We start from the raw sequence: 17,207 nt of genomic DNA, 5'->3' as shown, positions 1-17,207 counted from the left end.
GATGAAACTTTACAAAATTGGCTCTGTGGCTTTTATCGTTTTGGGTGCGTTGCATTTGGTGGCACATTTTGCAGGAAATGCCAACCCAAGCTCCGAAATATTGGCGGTGCTCCGGCAAATGAAAAATCTTAAAATTGAGCTTTTGGGCACACATGATTTCTTGAAATTTCATAACGGTTTCAGTATTATGATGGGTTTTTTACTCTCGGTTTTTGGTTTTCAAAATCTTATGATTGCCGATGTGGTTACCAAAAAATTGTTGATTTCGAGTATTGTAATCACCATTATATTATTGTTGTTGTCAATGCTATATTTTCATCTTTTAGCAACGGCATTTTTTGCCATTTCCCTAATCTGCTATTTGATTTTTTATAAACAAATTTCCTAAACAATTACGCTCTAATGACAACAAAAAACCCGTTCAAGTATATCTGAACGGGTTTTTGTTTTATATTTTGTACGATTGATTATTCCGCATCAGTGGCATGACCTTTCGCGCCATAATAGGCAATGTAAAGGTAGCACAACACAGGCAAGAAAAACGCAAAACGAATACCGATAGAGTCGGCAAAGAAACCTTGCAACAATGGCACAATCGCACCGCCCACGATGGCCGTACACAAAATGCCAGAGCCTTGGTCGGTGTATTTGCCTAAGCCTTTGAGAGCCAAAGTAAAGATGGTAGGGAACATGAGCGAGTTCATCAAGCCTACTGCCAAAATAGTGTAAGCCGACAAAGTGCCGCCCAAAATCATCGTAGCAATTACCAAGCCAGCCGCAGTCAACGCATTGAATGTGAGAACTTTAGCAGGGTTAATGCGTGTGAGCACATAAGAGGCCAAAAAACGGCCAACCATCGCGCCACCCCAATAGTATGATACCCAGTGACCCGCTTCGTGTTCTTTCAAGCCCATTACTTCGGGTTGTCCCAAATAATTCACCAAAAAACTACCGATAGCCACTTCCGCACCCACATAAGTAAAGATGCCAACCGCACCCAAAACAAGGTGTTTGTAGCTCCACGCGCTGCTGTGCTTGCTGTCTTGTTGGCCCGTTTCTACGTCTGCACCCGTAATTTGTGGCAATTTCATTAAGCCCATAATCACGGCAATCACAATAAACACACCCGCCAACGCCAAATAGGTATTTTGCAAAGTAGAGATATTGATAGAAGCAATAAAGCTGTTATAAGCTTCTTGTTGGCTGCTGTTGAGCTTCGTAAAATCCGAAATGCCGTTGAGTATTTCGGGTGTAGCTGGCAGGCTTTTGAGTACCAATGTAGCACCAACCACAGGTGCAATGGTAGTAGCCAAAGAGTTGAACGCTTGCGTAAGCGTCAGGCGGCTCGAAGCCGTTTCAGGCGAGCCAAGCACAGCAACATACGGATTACCAGCTGTTTGCAAAAGCGTAATGCCTGTGGCTAAAATAAATAAGGCTACCAAAAACAGGGCATAAACGCGCATCGCTGCCGCAGGATAAAATAAAAAGCAACCCAAACTGGCCACTAAGAAACCGATAATCATGGCTTTTTTGTAGCCAAGTTTTTCGGCGATTTTGCCCGACGGAATGGACATAAAGAAATACGCCCCAAAGAAACACGTATTAATGAGCATTACTTCCGTGTAGTTGAGGCCGAAAAGGATTTTCAAATACGGAATCAGAATGTCGTTGAAGCACGTGATAAAACCCATCATGAAAAACAGGGTAATCAGCGAAGAAAGGGCAGGGGTGTAATTTGCTTGTGGGTCGTGTGCGGTCGCTTGTGCCGCTCCGCCCGATGGTGCAGAAATTGCCATTGGTCAGATGATGTTGGATAAATAGTTTAACAATTGTTTTATAATGGTTTTATTGCCTTCTATATTATATGGCTATAAATGAAGCCTGCAAAATATTCATTTCCCCGCACAAACAAAAAAAGTTTTTTTGCTATAATCTATTATGTTAAGTATAACCGCTTGTTTATCAAGTTGTATTATTTAATATAATAGCGATACTATTCTTGAAAATAGGATAAATATCGATGCTTCAATCGTAGTATTTTGCAAAACATAGCATTTTTTTTGGCCTTTACCATGGAATATTTTTTTGCGAATTAACCAATGTATTTATGTAGTTTTTAATAGTATTAAATGTCTGTATATCAGTGTTTTGTGTGTGTTGATTGTTTTTGTAAAAGACTTACACGGTTATTTTTTTTTAATAAAAAGCCTTTTATAAAATTTTACCAAAAGCTTTTTTTTTGAATTTTTATTTGGCAAAATCAAATTAACCCATAATTTTGGATAAACAAAAACAGATGTACCACGCTAATTTGATTGTAATTTGAGAGAGGAATACTTGAAATGGTACTCGCCTGCTATTGGGCGAGAAACTGAAATGTTAGTTTTTGGACATGGAGGCTACCCTGTTATTGTGTTCCCGACATCAATGGGACGCTATTATCAGAATAAAGACTTCAAACTCATAGAGTCCGTACAGTGGTTCGTCGATACAGGACGTGTCAAAATCTATTGCCCTGATAGTATAGATACAGACAGTTGGTATAACAAAGCGATTCACCCTGCCCACCGAGCATATAATCACACACATTATGACCGCATGATTTTGGAGGAAGTCGTGTCGCGGGCGCAAAATGAAACGGGCTACCATAAAGTAGCAGTTGCGGGTTGTAGTTTCGGGGCGTATCATGCAACTAATTTTGGGTTTAGACATCCTGAAATGGTTGGCTATATTTTCAATATGGGCGGCGCATTTGATATCAAAATGCAGCTTGACGGTTACTATGACGACACTTGTTATTATAATAATCCCCCTGATTTTGTTCTAGGCTTGCAAAACCCCGCCATTTATGAGATGGGTGTAGTGTTTGGTGTGGGCGAACATGATTTTTGTTTGCAAGCCAATATTCAGATGTCCGAAATTCTGAATCGTAAGGGCTTGAATAATTGGCTGGATATTCGCAAAGGCGGCAATCATGATTGGCCTGTTTGGCGAGAGATGTTCCCTGATTATTTGGCGCAAATCCAATCTTAAAACTAATCCTAAAAGAAGTTTAGCTAAGGTATTCCTAAATTTATGGTAATCCAATGTATGATGAATAATGCATTGGGGTGGTATAACTTTTAACTTTCTATTGATTTTATGAAAAAAATTGGCATTTTGTTTGGGCAAGAAAGTACTTTCCCGCAGGCCTTTGTGGAGAGGGTGAACGAGAAACAAGAAAAAGGAATTGTGGCCGAAGCTGTACACATTAGCCGTGTAATTCAGGGCGAAGTATCGGACTATGCTGTAATTATTGACCGTATCTCGCAAGATGTACCTTTTTACAGGGGTTTCTTGAAAAATGCAGCCATTGGCGGCACAGCCGTCATTAACAACCCGTTTTGGTGGAGTGCCGACGAGAAATTCTTTAACAATGCATTGGCTCTGAAAGTAGGCGTACCTGTGCCGCGCACGGTGCTTCTACCATCTAACCAACATCCGCCAGATACGAATGGCAACTCTTTCCGCAACTTGGCGTTTCCCTTGGATTGGGAAGGTATTTTCAACTACGTTGGTTTCCCTGCCTATTTCAAACCGTTTGCGGGTGGCGGCTGGAAAAACGTGTACAAACTCAACGACATGGACGAGTTTTTCAAAGCCTACAACGAAACTGGCCAGTTGGTCATGATGCTACAAGAAGAAGTAGTGTTTGATGATTATTTCCGTTGCTATTGCATCGGTGGTAAAGACGTACACATTATGCAATATGAGCCGCGCAACCCGCATCATTTACGTTATGTAGTCGAAAAAGGCCCAGCGGAAAAGAAATTGTTGGATTTGGTGCGCGATTATGTGCTAAAACTAAACGTTGGTTTGGGTTACGATTTCAACACCGTAGAATTTGCGGTTCGTGATGGCGTGCCTTTGGCTATTGATTTCTGTAATCCTGCCCCTGATGCTGATGTAAATTCGGTAGGGCAAGAAAACTTTGAATGGATTGTGGAGGCTGCCTCTAATTTGGCCATTCGCCGCGCTAAAGAACACAAACCAGGCCAAATGAACCTTACTTGGGGCACATTTGTGGGTCAGGCTGTGGCAGGTGCAGCGATTACGGATACGTTGGCTAGTGCTGCTATTCCTAAAAAAGCACCCGCTAAGAAAGTGGCCAAAGTCCCCGCAGAAAAGTAATTGATCATTGAAAAAATAGCATGTTTATTGAGGCGTTTGTTTAACCTGCGCCTCAATATTATCCCTGATAAAGAACCTGTTAAGTACGCCAACATTCCTCACCAATTCCCGTCTTTGTTATTGTAATAGTTTATCATTTTAAACAAAAACACCATTGTATTTCGTATGGCAGAATTTACTTTAGGTATAGAAGAAGAATTTCAGGTAATAGACCCTCAAACGCGTGAGCTTCGCTCGCACATGCAACAGATTGTGGAAGGTGGGAAAATATTACTCAAGGAGCAGGTAAAAGCCGAAATGCACCAGTCGGTGGTAGAAGTAGGGACTAATATTTGCAAAAATATAGAAGAAGCACGCCGTGAAGTAACATATTTGCGTCGCATTATTGCAGAGCAAGCGGCCAACAATGGTTTGTTGATTGCGGCGGCTGGTACGCACCCGTTTTCGCTTTGGCAAAATCAGTTGATTACAGAACATCCTCGTTATGAGGAAATTGTGAATGAGTTGCAAGATGCGGCTCGCGCCAACTTGATTTTTGGTTTGCACGTACATGTAGGCATCGAAAGCCGCGAAGTTGGTGTGCAGATAATGAATGCAGTGCGTTATTTCTTGCCGCATATTTTCGCTCTTTCTACCAACTCTCCGTTCTGGGAAGGTCGTAATACAGGATTTAAGTCGTTCAGAACCAAAGTGTTTGATAAATTCCCGCGTACAGGCATTCCTGATTTCTTTGCCAGTGCTGGAGAATACGATAATTATATTAAATTGCTTATCAAAACGGGTTGTATAGACAATGGCAAAAAGATCTGGTGGGATATTCGTTTGCATCCGTTCTTTGAAACCATTGAGTTCCGTATCTGCGATGTGCCGATGTTGGTGGACGAAACCATCGCGTTAGCAGCACTGATGCAGGCATTGGTAGCCAAAATTTATAAATTGATGAAGGCTAATTTGAATTTTAGACTTTATCGCCGTGCGCTTATTAACGAAAATAAATGGCGTGCTGCTCGTTATGGTATTGAGGGCAAGCTCATTGATTTCGGTAAGCAAGAGGAAGTAGATTGCAAAGCCCTTATACAAGAGCTTCTTGATTTTGTGGACGATGTAGTGGACGAATTAGGAAGCCGCCATGAGTTGGAGTATATTCAACAAATGGTAAAACAAGGCACTGGTGCAGATCGCCAACTGGCTGTCTATAATGCTACTGGAGGCGATTTGCGCCGCGTAGTGGACTACATTGTCGAGCAGACGAATGTAGGTCTTAATAGTTATGCTTATTAGTTAAAACAGTAAATAGAAGTGGTTGCCATTAAAAGTAACCGCTTATCCCAAACAACTACACACAACTTAATATTTTCTATCTTTGTAGGAATGTTAAGGCTTTACATCCCTTATAATCAATTTCTTAAAGATTAAACCCCCAATTGCCATGCACACAATTAACCTTAAAAACACGGATAAACAAGTTGTTATATCCGACGACGCGCACAAAATGATTATGGAAAGCGATTACCTCAAATCCATTGATTTCTTGGCGCAACTTAGACTCCACTCGAACGGGTATGCTTTCTATCAGAAAAATTACCCAAACAAGGAGACGGGCATTTATCGCAACGAAACGATTTACTTGCATAAGTACATCGCCGAACAGCTGATTGAACGACCTCAATCCGACAGAACGCTGTATGTCATGTTCAAAAACGGAAACCGTTTGGACTGTCGCACGGAAAATCTTGAATGGGCACCCCGTTCACAGATTACTCGTAACACTCGTAAAACCACCAGTAAGGCAGGCTTCAGAGGCGTTTACCGCGATGGCGTGAATTATCGTGCCACGATTTATGACAAGGGAACGCGCTATGAATTGGGCTTTTTTAAGACCGCTGAAGAAGCGGCAGAAGCCTACAAACAGAAGTCTATTGAGCTCTTTGGCTCAGTAAGACATTAGGAGAAATGTATCATTGAACGTAACCGAAAGGCTTGTAGGGAAAAAAACTTACAAGCCTTTTATTTTCAGAACATTGTCTCGTACATTTGTTATTCTATTCAAAATTAAAATACTATGAGCAAGTCGGTTCCCGTAAAAGTAGCAATCCTAGACCTTTACAATAACATACCCAATCAGGGCATGAGAGGCATTCAGGAAATCCTGACCGCATTTGGACGCACGCTTCCGCAAGGCCTTGAATATAAGGTATATGAAACACGCTACAGAGATGAAGTTCCTTCTTTAGATTATGATGTTTTTATCTCGACAGGAGGGCCTGGTAGTCCTTACGATGGTGAAGGTTTGGCTTGGGAACACGATTATTTTAATTGGTTAGAAAATCTTTGGAATTTTAACGAACGCAATCGCGACGTAAAAAAACACGCTTTTTTTATTTGCCATTCCTTTCAAATGGTTTGCCGTTATTTTCAGATGGCAGAAGTAACCAAACGCCGTTCCACTTCGTTCGGGATTTTTCCGACACACAAAACGGAGGCGGGCGAAAAAGATATTTTATTCCGCAACTTGCCTGAGCCTTTTTATGTGGCTGATTTTAGAGATTGGCAAGCCGTACAGCCCAACCAAGCTCGTTTGGACGAGTTGGGGGCATCGGTGCTTTGTTTGGAAAAAATACGCCCACATGTCGAGTACGAACGCGCTGTCATGGCTATTCGTATGTCTGACGAGATGGTGGCTACGCAGTTTCACCCAGAAGCCGACCCCAAAGGGATGAGCGTACACTTTAGCCACCCAGAAAAGCAAATGCAAGTGATTATTGACCACGGTCAAGAAAAATATAACGATATGATTGAGCATTTGAGTACGGCAGATCGTATTCCGCTCACACATGAAACTATTTTACCCACGTTTTTGGCCGAAGCTACGCGCAAAAAACAAATGATTGAAGCATAGTAATCAGTGATTTATATAGAAAAAGCCCACCTTAAAAGTGGGCTTTTGTGTTTTTACCAAGTAATTAAATAGGTACAGCTATCTGCGTTATTTAGTCTGGTGGGTTTGGAGGTATCCAAAGACACTTCGTAGCGAATAGACTCTAATGGCTTGAATTTGCGAAGCATGGCCATGATAATCCCTCTATCAAATTCGGATGGATACGGATTTTTGCATTCCATTACGGCCGTTTTTTTCTCCTTATCAAACGAAATAAGTTTGTAATACCCTATTTCACCACCTCTATGATTCATTTTATAGGCTACGTCAATGGCTTGTAGTGCTTTTTCCAAATTATCTATTTGCGGCGGAAATTGCGCGTTTTCAGGAATGGCTTTTCCTATATTAAATAAGGTGCTTTGGCCAATGGTATCGTGTATTTCTTTGAAAGCATCAAGCCATTTGTCTTGCGGATACCATTGGTTGTCTTGTGGATTTATAATTCCGTGTCTTTCTAAAATTGCAATTCTGTAATCTCGTCCCATTGGAATTGCGTCAATGATAGAACGTGCTGTTTGCCCATTAACTTCGACGTTGGGGGCAAAAGGTACAAATTGTGCCATAAATTTTGCTTGTGCGTTATTTGTTGGAGAAAAAGGAGTAATTAAGTGTGCTTTTTTTGTACAAATAAAATAAACATAAAATCTATTTTTTGTTTATTTTGACATAGAAACATACTTGTATTATGTTAGAAAAGTGCTGTGTTATTTTTTGTTTATAATTTTATTTTTATGTAATGTATTGAATTTTAGTGTGTTGTGTGTTTGGAGGTAGGATAAAACCTACATTGATTCTTAATCGTAAAAGGATGATATATTTCCCTGATATATTTTTTATAAGCATTTTAATTTTGACCTATCTTTGCATTCTATGGAAAAACGCTGGGTACTCGCTCCAAAACCAAATCCCGAACAAGTCGATTCGCTTGCTTCGGTGGTGAATATCAATACTTCTTTGGCTGCTTTGCTGGTGCAAAGAGGCATTACGGATTTTGATCAAGCAAAGGCATTTTTTAGGCCAGAACTCACGCATCTACATTCGCCTTTCCTGATGCAAGACATGGAAAAGGCCGTTATTAGAGTTATTGAAGCCATTGATAATCAGCAGAAAATATTAATTTTTGGCGATTATGACGTAGATGGCACTACGGCGGTTTCGTTGGTGTATAGCTTTCTGCAAGAAATTTATCCTAATAATATAGATTATTATATTCCAGACCGCTATACGGAAGGTTATGGCGTGTCGTATCGGGCCATTGACTGGGCAGCCGACAACGGTTTTTCGTTGATTATTGCGCTGGATTGTGGCGTAAAATCGGTGGCGCACGTGGATTATGCCAACCAAAAAGGCGTTGATTTTATTATTTGCGACCACCATTTGCCCGACACGGTTTTGCCTGCGGCGGTGGCCGTACTTGACCCAAAACGCGCAGATTGTCAGTATCCTTACAAAGAACTTTCGGGTTGTGGCGTGGGCTTTAAACTGATGCAGGCCTTTTGCGAAAGAAAAAATATTGAGCCAGAACGTTTGTATCCGTATTTGGATTTGGTGGTGGTCAGTATCGCCTCCGACATTGTGCCGATTACGGGCGAAAATCGCGTGTTAGCATTTTGGGGTTTGAAGCAAGTTTGTACTGCGCCGCGCGTGGGTTTGAAGGCGTTACTGGACGTGGCGGGTTTTAGCCCTTCGGAAATGACAGGTCGTTATGATTTGCAAATCAGTCATTTAGTGTTTGGCGTGGGGCCGCGCATCAATGCCGCAGGGCGCATTGCACACGCAAAGGCTGCCGTAGAACTTTTGTTGGAAAAAGACGAGACAAAAGCCGCCGAATGTGCCAAAAACATCAATTTGCGCAACGACGAACGCCGCGATTTTGATAGCAATATTACACAAGAAGCTCTCGAAATGATAGAAACAGACCCGTTTTTGCAAAAGTCCAAGTCGTCGGTGCTGTTCAGACCAGACTGGCACAAAGGCGTGGTGGGTATCGTGGCTTCGCGGTGCATCGAAAAATACTATCGGCCAACCATTATCCTGACAGAATCCAACAACAAGGCCACAGGCTCGGCGCGTTCGGTGGAAGGTTTTGATGTGTACGAGGCGATTTCGGCTTGTGCCGACCTGCTCGAACAATACGGAGGTCACACGCATGCCGCTGGCCTTACGATGCCTTTGCAGAATGTGGAGAAATTCCGACAACGTTTTGAGCAAGAAGTAACAGCCCGCATTACGGAAGCGCAACTTGTGCCACAAATTGAAATTGATGGCGTGCTGATGCTCAATCAGATAACGCAGAAATTTTATAATATTATCAAACAAATGTCGCCTTTTGGGCCTGCTAATATGCAGCCAGTTTTTATGTCCGAGAATGTTACGGATACGGGTTATTCGCGCGTGTTGGAAGGCAAAAATGGCAAATACGAACACCTGAAAATATCCATTCGGCAAGCCGATGGCACGACGGCCAACGGCATCGCTTTTGGAATGGCCGAATTTTATCCCAAAATTGCAGAAGGAAAGCCCTTTAAGTTGTGTTATACAATTGAGGAAAATAATTTTAGGGGCAATATTTCGTTGCAACTTATGGTAAAAGACATTCAATTTTAATACTTAAAATACAAAATGAAATCTCACCTTAAACATGTGTTGTTTCTGCTTTTGAGCGGTTTGGCTCAGCAGGTTTTTGCGCAAAATGATATTTACTATACGCCGCCGCCCAAGCCGACCGCGCCGCCTGTTCAGCAAGAACCCGTTAAAACACAAGACGAATACCGCCCCACCACACAAAAAAGCAATGCTTTTGGAGAACATAAAACCAAAGTTTATTTGGGGTCTGTTCTGGGCGTTGGTTCGTATTCGATGAGCATAGACCCTGCGCCAAGTGGCGTTACTTATAAAAATTTTGGGTCGTTTCGAGGAGGGGCTAATCTTTTTATTAAAAGAGATGGCAATCGTTTCAGCTATCAAGTAGGTTTGCTTTTTAACAACAAAAAATCGGGTTTTGAATATAATTATCACAATCAAGCTGATTCGGTAGTTTCAGATAAATATGATTTCTATTATGTGGGTGTTCCCTTGATGCTTTCGTATTCGTTGGTGGACACGCGCAGTTTCAATTTATATTTGTCGGCGGGTCTGGAATACAATATCTTAGCATCAGCGAAAGAAAAAGTAACACCCAGTTGGGACAAAGATGATGTAACGTATGTTTATGACATTAAGAAAACAACCAAATCATCGGAATTGGCGTTTATTTATAGCTTGGGAGCAGATGCTCGCCTGACCGACAAACTGAGTTGGGTCGCAAGCGTCAATCTTATCAATGGAGCAAGCAACATCAATAACGGTTTTTTCCAATACGTCGGAGGAGCCACGCCCAATATCTCTAACAGTGGTTTTAATATAAGCACAGGTTTGCTTTTTAGAATCTACTAAAAAATTGGAACGGGATTTGCTAAGATTCTTATAACACAATTACTAAATTTCTGATTTTATGAAAAGAATAACGATGGCCGCCGCTTTGCTTGTTACAAGTGCCGCCGCCACCCAAGCGCAAAAAATTGACTTTAATAAAATAAAAGATAAAGCAACGGAAGTAATTAAGGGAACTTCTACTAGTGGAAGTAGCACCACTACAACAACTACTACTACCACCAGTACGAGTACGGCAAGTTCCGTATTGGGGTCTGTGTTTAGTATTGGTAGTTTGTCCGAATCAGATGTGGCTAGTGCCTTGAAAGAAGCCTTAAAAGTGGGTTCTAAAAATGCTTCTTCACAGTTGAGTTTGACCGACGGGTTTAACAAAAACTTGAATGTACGCATTCCGTTTCCTGAAGACGCGCAACGCGTAGCGACCAAATTGCGCAAGATGGGTTTGGGTAAAAAAGTAGATGAGTTTGAAACGACCCTGAACCGTGCCGCCGAAAAGGCCGTTCCGCAAGCAGTGGACATTTTCGGAAATGCCATTACGTCGATGAGTATTACCGATGCCAAAAATATTTTGCAAGGCTCCAACGATGCCGCTACGCAATATTTGCAAGGCAAAACCACCGACCAATTGTACACGGCTTTTTATCCGTACATTAGCCAAACGCTCAAAAGCACTGGCGCAACGTCTAAGTGGACAGACATTACCAAATTGTACAACAAAATACCGGGGGTGAAGAAAGTAGAAACCGATTTGGGCAAATACACCACCAACAAAGCCCTGAAAGGCATGTTTACGGTGGTAGCAGGCGAGGAGTTGAAAATCCGCCAAGACCCACAAGCCCGCGTAACCGATTTGTTACAAAAGGTTTTTGGTGCCAAAAAATAGCCTCAAATTTAGCTAATCTATATTTCCACAAATCAAATATCCGCCTTTTTGCCGCTGTGCAGAAGGGCGGATTTTTTATGCTTTTACTGCTGTGCAATAGCAACTTTGTTTTGTGTACGGTAGTCGCGCGGAGAATAGCCCAATTGCTTTTTGAAAAATTTATTCAAATGGCTTTCGTCCGTAAAATTAAACTCTTGCACGATTTCGCTAATCCGTTTGTCGCTGTGTTTGAGGCGATGCTCAATGAGTTTGGTGCGATAATGATTAATGTATTCCTGCATGGTTTCGCCCGTATGCGCTTTAAAATAACGGCCTAAATAATGATTCGACAAATTAAATTGTTGGCTCAAATGGCTTGCTTTTAGCTTGTCGGGTGTGTAAATATTGGTTTGGATATAATGCAGAATATCAATGGCTTTTTGTTCGGTTTGCTCGGATACGTCCAGCCGCTGAAACATCGAAATATTGCGTACCACCACCACAATTAAGGTATTGATAAGATGTTCTATGAGTTCGCGGTTGTACATCTTGGCATTTTCTTGCTCGCGCACGATGGCCTCCACAATGGGCTTAACCAAAGCCTTATCAGGCTGATTTTTCAGAATACAACTGGGTTGATGATTGGCATTTTGCAAAATAAATTCCAGATGCCTAATTCCTTCCAAAGACAAGCCGCCTTCTTTTAGATAAATATTATTAAACCGTAAATAAAAGAAAGTTGTAGGTGCTTGAATATCAAAGGAGTGAATGTCTTCGGGCGTAATGAGAAACAAATGTCCCGCATGATAATTAAACGCATTTTTGTTGATATGATGCAGGCCTGTTCCTTCTATAATATAAATTAACTCAAAAAAATGATGTTGATGCTCGGCTTGGGGACATTGGTCGAGTCGGCGCACCACCACCGAAAAGGCTTCGTGTAAAGTTTCTTTTGTCATGGTTCAAATGTACTTAATAATAGCAAAACTATACAAGTATTATTTGTTTATGTGGGTATAATTTTGCTGAAAAATAAATCATTTGCAAACTTTATTAAAATCAGAAAAAACATGAACACGACAAGTTATTTATTGTTACGCTTGGCCATTGCGATAAGTATGTTCGGGCACGGTTTGGTACGCATGCCCAAACTTCAGGGTTTTAGCGACTGGATGACCAAAAGTTTTGAGTCGTCCATGCTGCCGCAAACGTTGGTAAGGCCGTTTAGTTACGCCTTGCCTGTAGCGGAATTGTTGGTGGGGCTTTTGCTGCTTTTGGGATTGTTTACGCGCCAAAGTTTGTTGGTGGGCGGCTTGGTGATGCTGGCTTTGTTGTTGGGTACTACGCTGATAGAAAACTGGGAAGCGATTCCTTCGCAGCTTCTGCACGTGGTGTTTTTCGCGGTGTTGCTGCATTTTATCGAAAGCAACAGTTACGCGTTGGATTCTTTCTTTACCCAAAAATAATTCTTATCGCCATGAAATCCAGAAGAACATTTCTCAAAAATACGGGTTTGGCAGGAATGGCCGTTGCCGCTGCACCGTTTGCTACCTCGGCACAAACTATTTTTCCCGAAAACCAAACCGAAATTGCGCCACCTGCTGCCCATTGGCCAGATGGTTCTAAGTTGATTGTGTCGGTTTCTATGCAATTTGAGGCGGGTGGCCAGCCTACGAACGCCGAAAGTCCATTTCCGCGCAACTTGGAACAAGGCTTTGTGGATTTGCCTGCGGCTACGTGGTATGAGTACGGTTATAAAGAGGGCATTCCGCGTATGCTAGACACTTGGGACGAGTTGGGCATTAAGGTAACTTCGCACATGGTGGGGGCTGCTGTGCTCAAAAATCCCGCATTAGCGAAGGAAATCGTTCGGCGCGGCCACGAAGCCGCCGCACACGGCATGAACTGGAGCAGCCAATACAACATGAGTTACGAGCAAGAAAAGAAATTTATTGCCGATGGCGTGGAGGCAGTGCAAAGTGTTACGGGTTTTCGGCCTGTGGGTTATAACGCGAATTGGTTGCGCAGGGGTACGAATACGCTCAAAATTTTGCAAGAATTGGGTTTTACCTACCACATAGACGATTTGAGTAGAGACGAACCGTTTGTAATTCAGGTCAATAACAAAGATTTTGCGGTTGTGCCTTATACGCTGCGCTGCAATGATATTGTGTTGATTGAAGGCAAAAATTTTTCGCCGGAACAGTTTGCCAACCAAGTAAAAATGGAGTTTGACCAACTCTACAAGGAAAGTGCGACGCGCCGCCGCCAGTTGTCTATTAGTTTTCACGACCGCATCGGCGGCACGCCTCAAATGGCGAAAGTTGCCCGCGACATTATAACTTATATTCAGACACATAAAGGCGTGAATTTCAAGCGAAAAGACGAAATCGCTGCCATGATTCTGAAAGATAAAACGGCCATTCGGGAATGATTTTTTATGGCAAAACACAGTCTTTTTTAAGGCTGTGTTTTGTTTTTGTTGGCTAAAATCTTGCGTTTGGTAGAATTTAATTTTTCAGATAAAAAATAAACTTTAAAAATATTTGCAGATATTCTTAGTGTTTCGGATTTTGCACAGAGTGATAAGACATTTCTATTTTTAGGCTATAAAATAAAAAATAATATGAGTTGTTTGGTTGATATTGTTGTAAATCAAGTAAATGAAAGTTCGAGTAAAACCGACTGGACTCAAATAATAATAGGTGTGGGAACTATGATTATTACTTTACTAACATTTTGGCTGGCGCGGAAAGTCAATCAAGAGTTGCTTAACAACCATTTAAAAGTAAAACAAGTAGAAAAAATGTCTGAACTTGTAGAACTTCTTAATTCATCAAAAATTAAATTGGCTTTTATTAAGTATAATAATAATCTTAATAAGGGGTCAGCTGCTGAAGATGATCCTATTTTGTACAATATCTTTGAAATAGCAGACCTCTTGCATTATGAAAAAAAGGAGAAAGCTTTATAGCAAATTTAATCCACCCAGAATACGATAATGCTCCTATTTATATTTCATCAAATACAGAACAAATTATTGTAGGTATTAAATCTTTTATAGACAATCCCTTTATACCCAAAAACATAGCAGACCATTTGCTTAACTTTTTTATACAAGCATCGAAGGAGATTGACATAAATGACCTGACAGGCTCGGCGGTGCTTATGGGTGAAACAATATCTGGTTTTGACGTTAAAAAACCGTACTGTTTTACATTTGATACTTGGCTGGATTTTAAAACAAATTCTTATAATTTAAAAGAAAAATTGAGTAAGTGGTTTACTCAAAATGGAATAGATGATTTTAACTTAAGAGTTGATTATAAGAATATTAAAAGATAAAAATACGCTAAATCCGTACCGCAATGCCGTTTTGTTGCAAATAATGTTTTAGGTCGGGTATGGTCATTTCGCCAAAGTGAAAAATACCTGCGGCCAGTGCAGCATCGGCGCAACCTTCCTCAAAAACCGACTTAAAATGTGCCATCGTACCCGCACCGCCAGAGGCAATCACGGGGATAGAAACGCTTTGCGCCACCGTGCGTGTCAGAGCGTCAGCAAAGCCCGCTTTCGTGCCGTCGGAGTCCATAGACGTAAGCAAAATTTCGCCTGCGCCGCGCTCGGTTACTTCCCGCGCCCAAGCCAGCGTTTGCAGTTGTGTAGGCGTGCGGCCTCCGTGCGTGTGTACGATGTTTTCTCCGTTTACGTGGCGCGTATCAATAGCCACTACGACGCATTGGCTGCCAAACTCAGCGGCTAACTCATTGATAAGCGAAGGGTTACGCACCGCCGACGAGTTGATAGAGATTTTGTCCGCGCCCGCGTTGAGCAGTGCCGATACGTCCGCCACCGACCCGATGCCGCCCCCAACCGTGAACGGAATATTGATGTGTCGGGCAACTTCTTGCACCAAATGCAGCAGTGTTTTGCGGTTTTCGACGGTGGCCGTAATATCCAAAAAAACCAGTTCGTCCGCGCCTTGTGCGGCATAAAATTGCGCCAATTCGACGGGGTTGCCCGCGCTGCGCAGGTTCTCGAAGTTAATACCCTTGACGGTCTGGCCGTCTTTGATGTCCAAGCAAGGAATAATACGTTTGGTCAGCATACACAAAATAAGTTTCTGGCCGCAAAACAAAGCATTTTTGGCAAACATTCGCCACCCAACCCCCAAAAAAGGCAGATTATCAGTATTTTGTTTGTAGTTTTTTGCCCAAAAATATATTTTTCTGCTGTCTAATTATTTTGTAGCAAACGCAATGAAATTATTTCTTCAAAAACACCAGCACACATTTGTTTTATTGGCTTTTATCGCGCTCAAATTTGGGTTGCACGGTATCATTATTAATCCGCTATATGAGTTGCATCGCGACGAATATTTGCACCTAAATCAAGGGCAACATTTGGCATGGGGTTATTTGTCTGTTCCGCCTGTTACTTCGTGGATTTCTTTGCTTATTTTGTGGCTTGGAAATTCGATATTTTGGGTTAAATTTTTTCCTGCACTTTTTGGCGCAATTACCCTGTTTTTTGTTTGGAAAATAACCGAAATATTGGGTGGAAATTTATTTGCTAAATCGTTGGCAGTGGTGGCCGTGTTGTTTTCTGCCCTCGTGCGCCTGAATATGCTGTTTCAGCCCAATTCTTTTGATACGATGGTCTGGACTTTCATGTTTTGGGTGCTGCTAAAATATATTGAAAATCAGGAAAATAAATGGCTTTATGTGTTTGCCGTAGCCGTTGCGCTGGGTTTTCTGAACAAATATAATGTGGTGTTTTTGGTGCTGGGTACTTTGGCGGCTTTGCTGCTTTCACCGTATCGTAACGTATTCATTAACAAACATTTTTATTTGGCTTTGCTGTTGGCTGCGCTGCTGGTTGCCCCGAATTTGTGGTGGCAATACACGAATCATTTTCCTGTACTTTATCACATGAAATTGCTCAAAGCGACACAACTGAAAAATGTAGAAACGGGCAATTTTCTTAAAGAACAAATGTTGTTTTTCTTTAATGCTATTTTTGTGCTATTAGCGGCAATTTACGCGCTTATTTTTTATAAGAATTTTGCTAAATATCGCTTGTTTTTGTTTGCTCTTGTGGCGGTATTAGGGCTTTATATTTATCTGAAAGGAAAAGGATATTATGCTATTGGTTTGTATCCTGCTTATATGGCTTTTGGGGCGGTATTTTTAGAAAATTTGATTAAAAATAATATAGTAAAAACGGTGCTTTTACTTGTGCCTTTGGTTATTTTTTCGTTTGGTTTTAAATATTTATTTCCTGTGGATTCGCCTGAGCAAGTGCAAAAAGAAGCCGCCGTTTACGACGATTTGGGGCTGACGCGCTGGGAAGATGGCAAATTGCACGCGCTGCCGCAGGATTACGCGGATATGTTGGGCTGGAAGGAGTTGGCGCAAAAAGTAGATGCCGCTTACGAGCAAATCGGCGACACGGCGCACACACTGGTATATTGCGACAATTACGGACAAGCTGGCGCGATTAACTACTATTCGCGGCACGCTGGCCACATCGGGGCGGTCTCTTTTTCAGCGGATTACCTCAATTGGTTTGATTTGAGCCGACCCGTCAAGCATATTGTAATGGTCAAAGATTTGGGCGATACGGATACAACTCGCTCCGACGAACGGCCTCTTTTTCAGGAAATTAAATACTATGGAAAGATAGAAAACCCTTTTGCACGGGAGCAAGGTACACGGATTTATATTTTGAAAAATGCCCGCACAGACATCAACGCCATTTTGAAAAAAGAAATCGCGGAGGAATGGCAGCAAATTCACCAATAAA

General features: G+C 41.8%; 17 protein-coding genes. 13 read left to right on the top strand and 4 right to left on the bottom strand.

Translation table 11 applies throughout. The features are described 5' to 3' along the window. Position 1: 1 nt before the first annotated feature. A complete protein-coding gene (locus BM090_RS09535; protein ID WP_091511532.1) occupies positions 2-388 on the top strand; it encodes an LIC_13387 family protein in 387 nt (128 codons plus the stop codon). A 79-nt stretch (positions 389-467) separates the two neighbouring features. Here BM090_RS09535 and BM090_RS09530 read toward each other — a convergent pair whose 3' ends face one another. Beyond that, entirely contained in the window at positions 468-1,796 is a 1,329-nt protein-coding gene (locus BM090_RS09530; RefSeq protein WP_091511528.1) for a sugar MFS transporter, read from the bottom strand. 526 nt (positions 1,797-2,322) lie between these two features. Between BM090_RS09530 and BM090_RS09525 the strand changes: the two genes are divergently transcribed. The 5 genes from BM090_RS09525 to BM090_RS09505 all read left to right on the top strand — a co-directional run bounded on the left by BM090_RS09525 (position 2,323) and on the right by BM090_RS09505 (position 7,069). Further along, entirely contained in the window at positions 2,323-3,033 is a 711-nt protein-coding gene (locus BM090_RS09525) for an esterase family protein (RefSeq protein ID WP_091511525.1), read from the top strand. A 108-nt stretch (positions 3,034-3,141) separates the two neighbouring features. After that, entirely contained in the window at positions 3,142-4,170 is a 1,029-nt protein-coding gene (locus tag BM090_RS09520) for an ATP-grasp domain-containing protein (protein ID WP_091511521.1), read from the top strand. A gap of 165 nt (positions 4,171-4,335) precedes the next feature. Continuing rightward, positions 4,336-5,451: a carboxylate-amine ligase gene (locus BM090_RS09515; protein WP_091511518.1), complete on the top strand. Its 1,116-nt coding sequence runs from the start codon at positions 4,336-4,338 to the stop codon at positions 5,449-5,451. A gap of 148 nt (positions 5,452-5,599) precedes the next feature. Beyond that, entirely contained in the window at positions 5,600-6,118 is a 519-nt protein-coding gene (locus BM090_RS09510; RefSeq protein ID WP_091511514.1) for an HNH endonuclease, read from the top strand. Between the two features lie 114 nt (positions 6,119-6,232). Continuing rightward, positions 6,233-7,069 (top strand): type 1 glutamine amidotransferase, encoded by an 837-nt coding sequence (locus tag BM090_RS09505; RefSeq protein WP_091511511.1) that lies wholly within the window; start codon positions 6,233-6,235, stop codon positions 7,067-7,069. 53 nt (positions 7,070-7,122) lie between these two features. On the opposite strand, the gene BM090_RS09500 is transcribed toward BM090_RS09505, so the two are convergent. Then, positions 7,123-7,671, bottom strand: a complete 549-nt coding sequence (locus BM090_RS09500; RefSeq protein ID WP_091511507.1) for a hypothetical protein — start codon at positions 7,669-7,671, stop codon at positions 7,123-7,125. A 307-nt stretch (positions 7,672-7,978) separates the two neighbouring features. Between BM090_RS09500 and recJ the strand changes: the two genes are divergently transcribed. The 3 genes from recJ to BM090_RS09485 are packed head-to-tail and all read left to right on the top strand — an operon-like array spanning position 7,979 to position 11,423. After that, positions 7,979-9,715 carry a single-stranded-DNA-specific exonuclease RecJ gene (gene recJ / locus BM090_RS09495; RefSeq protein WP_091511504.1) on the top strand — a complete coding sequence of 579 codons (1,737 nt, stop codon included), beginning with the start codon at positions 7,979-7,981 and terminating at the stop codon, positions 9,713-9,715. Positions 9,716-9,730: 15 nt separating this feature from the next. Beyond that, positions 9,731-10,543: an outer membrane beta-barrel protein gene (locus BM090_RS09490; RefSeq protein ID WP_091511501.1), complete on the top strand. Its 813-nt coding sequence runs from the start codon at positions 9,731-9,733 to the stop codon at positions 10,541-10,543. A 58-nt stretch (positions 10,544-10,601) separates the two neighbouring features. Beyond that, positions 10,602-11,423 carry a DUF4197 domain-containing protein gene (locus tag BM090_RS09485; RefSeq protein WP_091511497.1) on the top strand — a complete coding sequence of 274 codons (822 nt, stop codon included), beginning with the start codon at positions 10,602-10,604 and terminating at the stop codon, positions 11,421-11,423. A gap of 83 nt (positions 11,424-11,506) precedes the next feature. Here the strand turns inward: BM090_RS09485 and BM090_RS09480 are convergent, their stop codons facing one another. Then, positions 11,507-12,361, bottom strand: a complete 855-nt coding sequence (locus BM090_RS09480) for a helix-turn-helix domain-containing protein (protein ID WP_091511494.1) — start codon at positions 12,359-12,361, stop codon at positions 11,507-11,509. A 111-nt stretch (positions 12,362-12,472) separates the two neighbouring features. Between BM090_RS09480 and BM090_RS09475 the strand changes: the two genes are divergently transcribed. The 3 genes from BM090_RS09475 to BM090_RS09465 all read left to right on the top strand — a co-directional run bounded on the left by BM090_RS09475 (position 12,473) and on the right by BM090_RS09465 (position 14,376). After that, positions 12,473-12,868 (top strand): DoxX family membrane protein, encoded by a 396-nt coding sequence (locus BM090_RS09475; RefSeq protein WP_091512087.1) that lies wholly within the window; start codon positions 12,473-12,475, stop codon positions 12,866-12,868. A gap of 11 nt (positions 12,869-12,879) precedes the next feature. Continuing rightward, complete coding sequence (locus BM090_RS09470; protein WP_091511490.1) at positions 12,880-13,836, top strand: polysaccharide deacetylase family protein; 957 nt, start codon at positions 12,880-12,882, stop codon at positions 13,834-13,836. A gap of 192 nt (positions 13,837-14,028) precedes the next feature. Beyond that, positions 14,029-14,376, top strand: coding sequence for a hypothetical protein (locus BM090_RS09465; protein WP_091511486.1), 348 nt, complete (start codon positions 14,029-14,031; stop codon positions 14,374-14,376). 378 nt (positions 14,377-14,754) lie between these two features. Here BM090_RS09465 and hisF read toward each other — a convergent pair whose 3' ends face one another. Then, positions 14,755-15,510: an imidazole glycerol phosphate synthase subunit HisF gene (hisF, locus tag BM090_RS09455; protein ID WP_091512084.1), complete on the bottom strand. Its 756-nt coding sequence runs from the start codon at positions 15,508-15,510 to the stop codon at positions 14,755-14,757. A 151-nt stretch (positions 15,511-15,661) separates the two neighbouring features. Here hisF and BM090_RS09450 point away from each other — a divergent pair, with 151 nt between their 5' ends. Continuing rightward, a complete protein-coding gene (locus tag BM090_RS09450) occupies positions 15,662-17,206 on the top strand; it encodes a glycosyltransferase family 39 protein (protein WP_091511479.1) in 1,545 nt (514 codons plus the stop codon). The last annotated feature ends 1 nt before the right edge of the window (position 17,207 follow it).

The organism is Flexibacter flexilis DSM 6793, from assembly GCF_900112255.1.
GTDB lineage: Bacteria > Bacteroidota > Bacteroidia > Cytophagales > Flexibacteraceae > Flexibacter > Flexibacter flexilis.
This window is presented reverse-complemented; position numbering and strand designations above follow the sequence as displayed.

Excerpts from the sequence above, each read along its gene's own strand:
- BM090_RS09535 (WP_091511532.1), top strand. The coding sequence starts at position 2 with ATGAAACTTTACAAAATTGGCTCTGTGGCTTTTATCGTTTTGGGTGCG.
- BM090_RS09530 (WP_091511528.1), bottom strand. The coding sequence starts at position 1,796 with ATGGCAATTTCTGCACCATCGGGCGGAGCGGCACAAGCGACCGCACAC.
- BM090_RS09520 (WP_091511521.1), top strand. The coding sequence starts at position 3,142 with ATGAAAAAAATTGGCATTTTGTTTGGGCAAGAAAGTACTTTCCCGCAG.
- BM090_RS09515 (WP_091511518.1), top strand. The coding sequence starts at position 4,336 with ATGGCAGAATTTACTTTAGGTATAGAAGAAGAATTTCAGGTAATAGAC.
- BM090_RS09510 (WP_091511514.1), top strand. The coding sequence starts at position 5,600 with ATGCACACAATTAACCTTAAAAACACGGATAAACAAGTTGTTATATCC.
- BM090_RS09505 (WP_091511511.1), top strand. The coding sequence starts at position 6,233 with ATGAGCAAGTCGGTTCCCGTAAAAGTAGCAATCCTAGACCTTTACAAT.
- BM090_RS09500 (WP_091511507.1), bottom strand. The coding sequence starts at position 7,671 with ATGGCACAATTTGTACCTTTTGCCCCCAACGTCGAAGTTAATGGGCAA.
- recJ (WP_091511504.1), top strand. The coding sequence starts at position 7,979 with ATGGAAAAACGCTGGGTACTCGCTCCAAAACCAAATCCCGAACAAGTC.
- BM090_RS09490 (WP_091511501.1), top strand. The coding sequence starts at position 9,731 with ATGAAATCTCACCTTAAACATGTGTTGTTTCTGCTTTTGAGCGGTTTG.
- BM090_RS09485 (WP_091511497.1), top strand. The coding sequence starts at position 10,602 with ATGAAAAGAATAACGATGGCCGCCGCTTTGCTTGTTACAAGTGCCGCC.
- BM090_RS09480 (WP_091511494.1), bottom strand. The coding sequence starts at position 12,361 with ATGACAAAAGAAACTTTACACGAAGCCTTTTCGGTGGTGGTGCGCCGA.
- BM090_RS09475 (WP_091512087.1), top strand. The coding sequence starts at position 12,473 with ATGAACACGACAAGTTATTTATTGTTACGCTTGGCCATTGCGATAAGT.
- BM090_RS09470 (WP_091511490.1), top strand. The coding sequence starts at position 12,880 with ATGAAATCCAGAAGAACATTTCTCAAAAATACGGGTTTGGCAGGAATG.
- BM090_RS09465 (WP_091511486.1), top strand. The coding sequence starts at position 14,029 with ATGAGTTGTTTGGTTGATATTGTTGTAAATCAAGTAAATGAAAGTTCG.
- hisF (WP_091512084.1), bottom strand. The coding sequence starts at position 15,510 with ATGCTGACCAAACGTATTATTCCTTGCTTGGACATCAAAGACGGCCAG.
- BM090_RS09450 (WP_091511479.1), top strand. The coding sequence starts at position 15,662 with ATGAAATTATTTCTTCAAAAACACCAGCACACATTTGTTTTATTGGCT.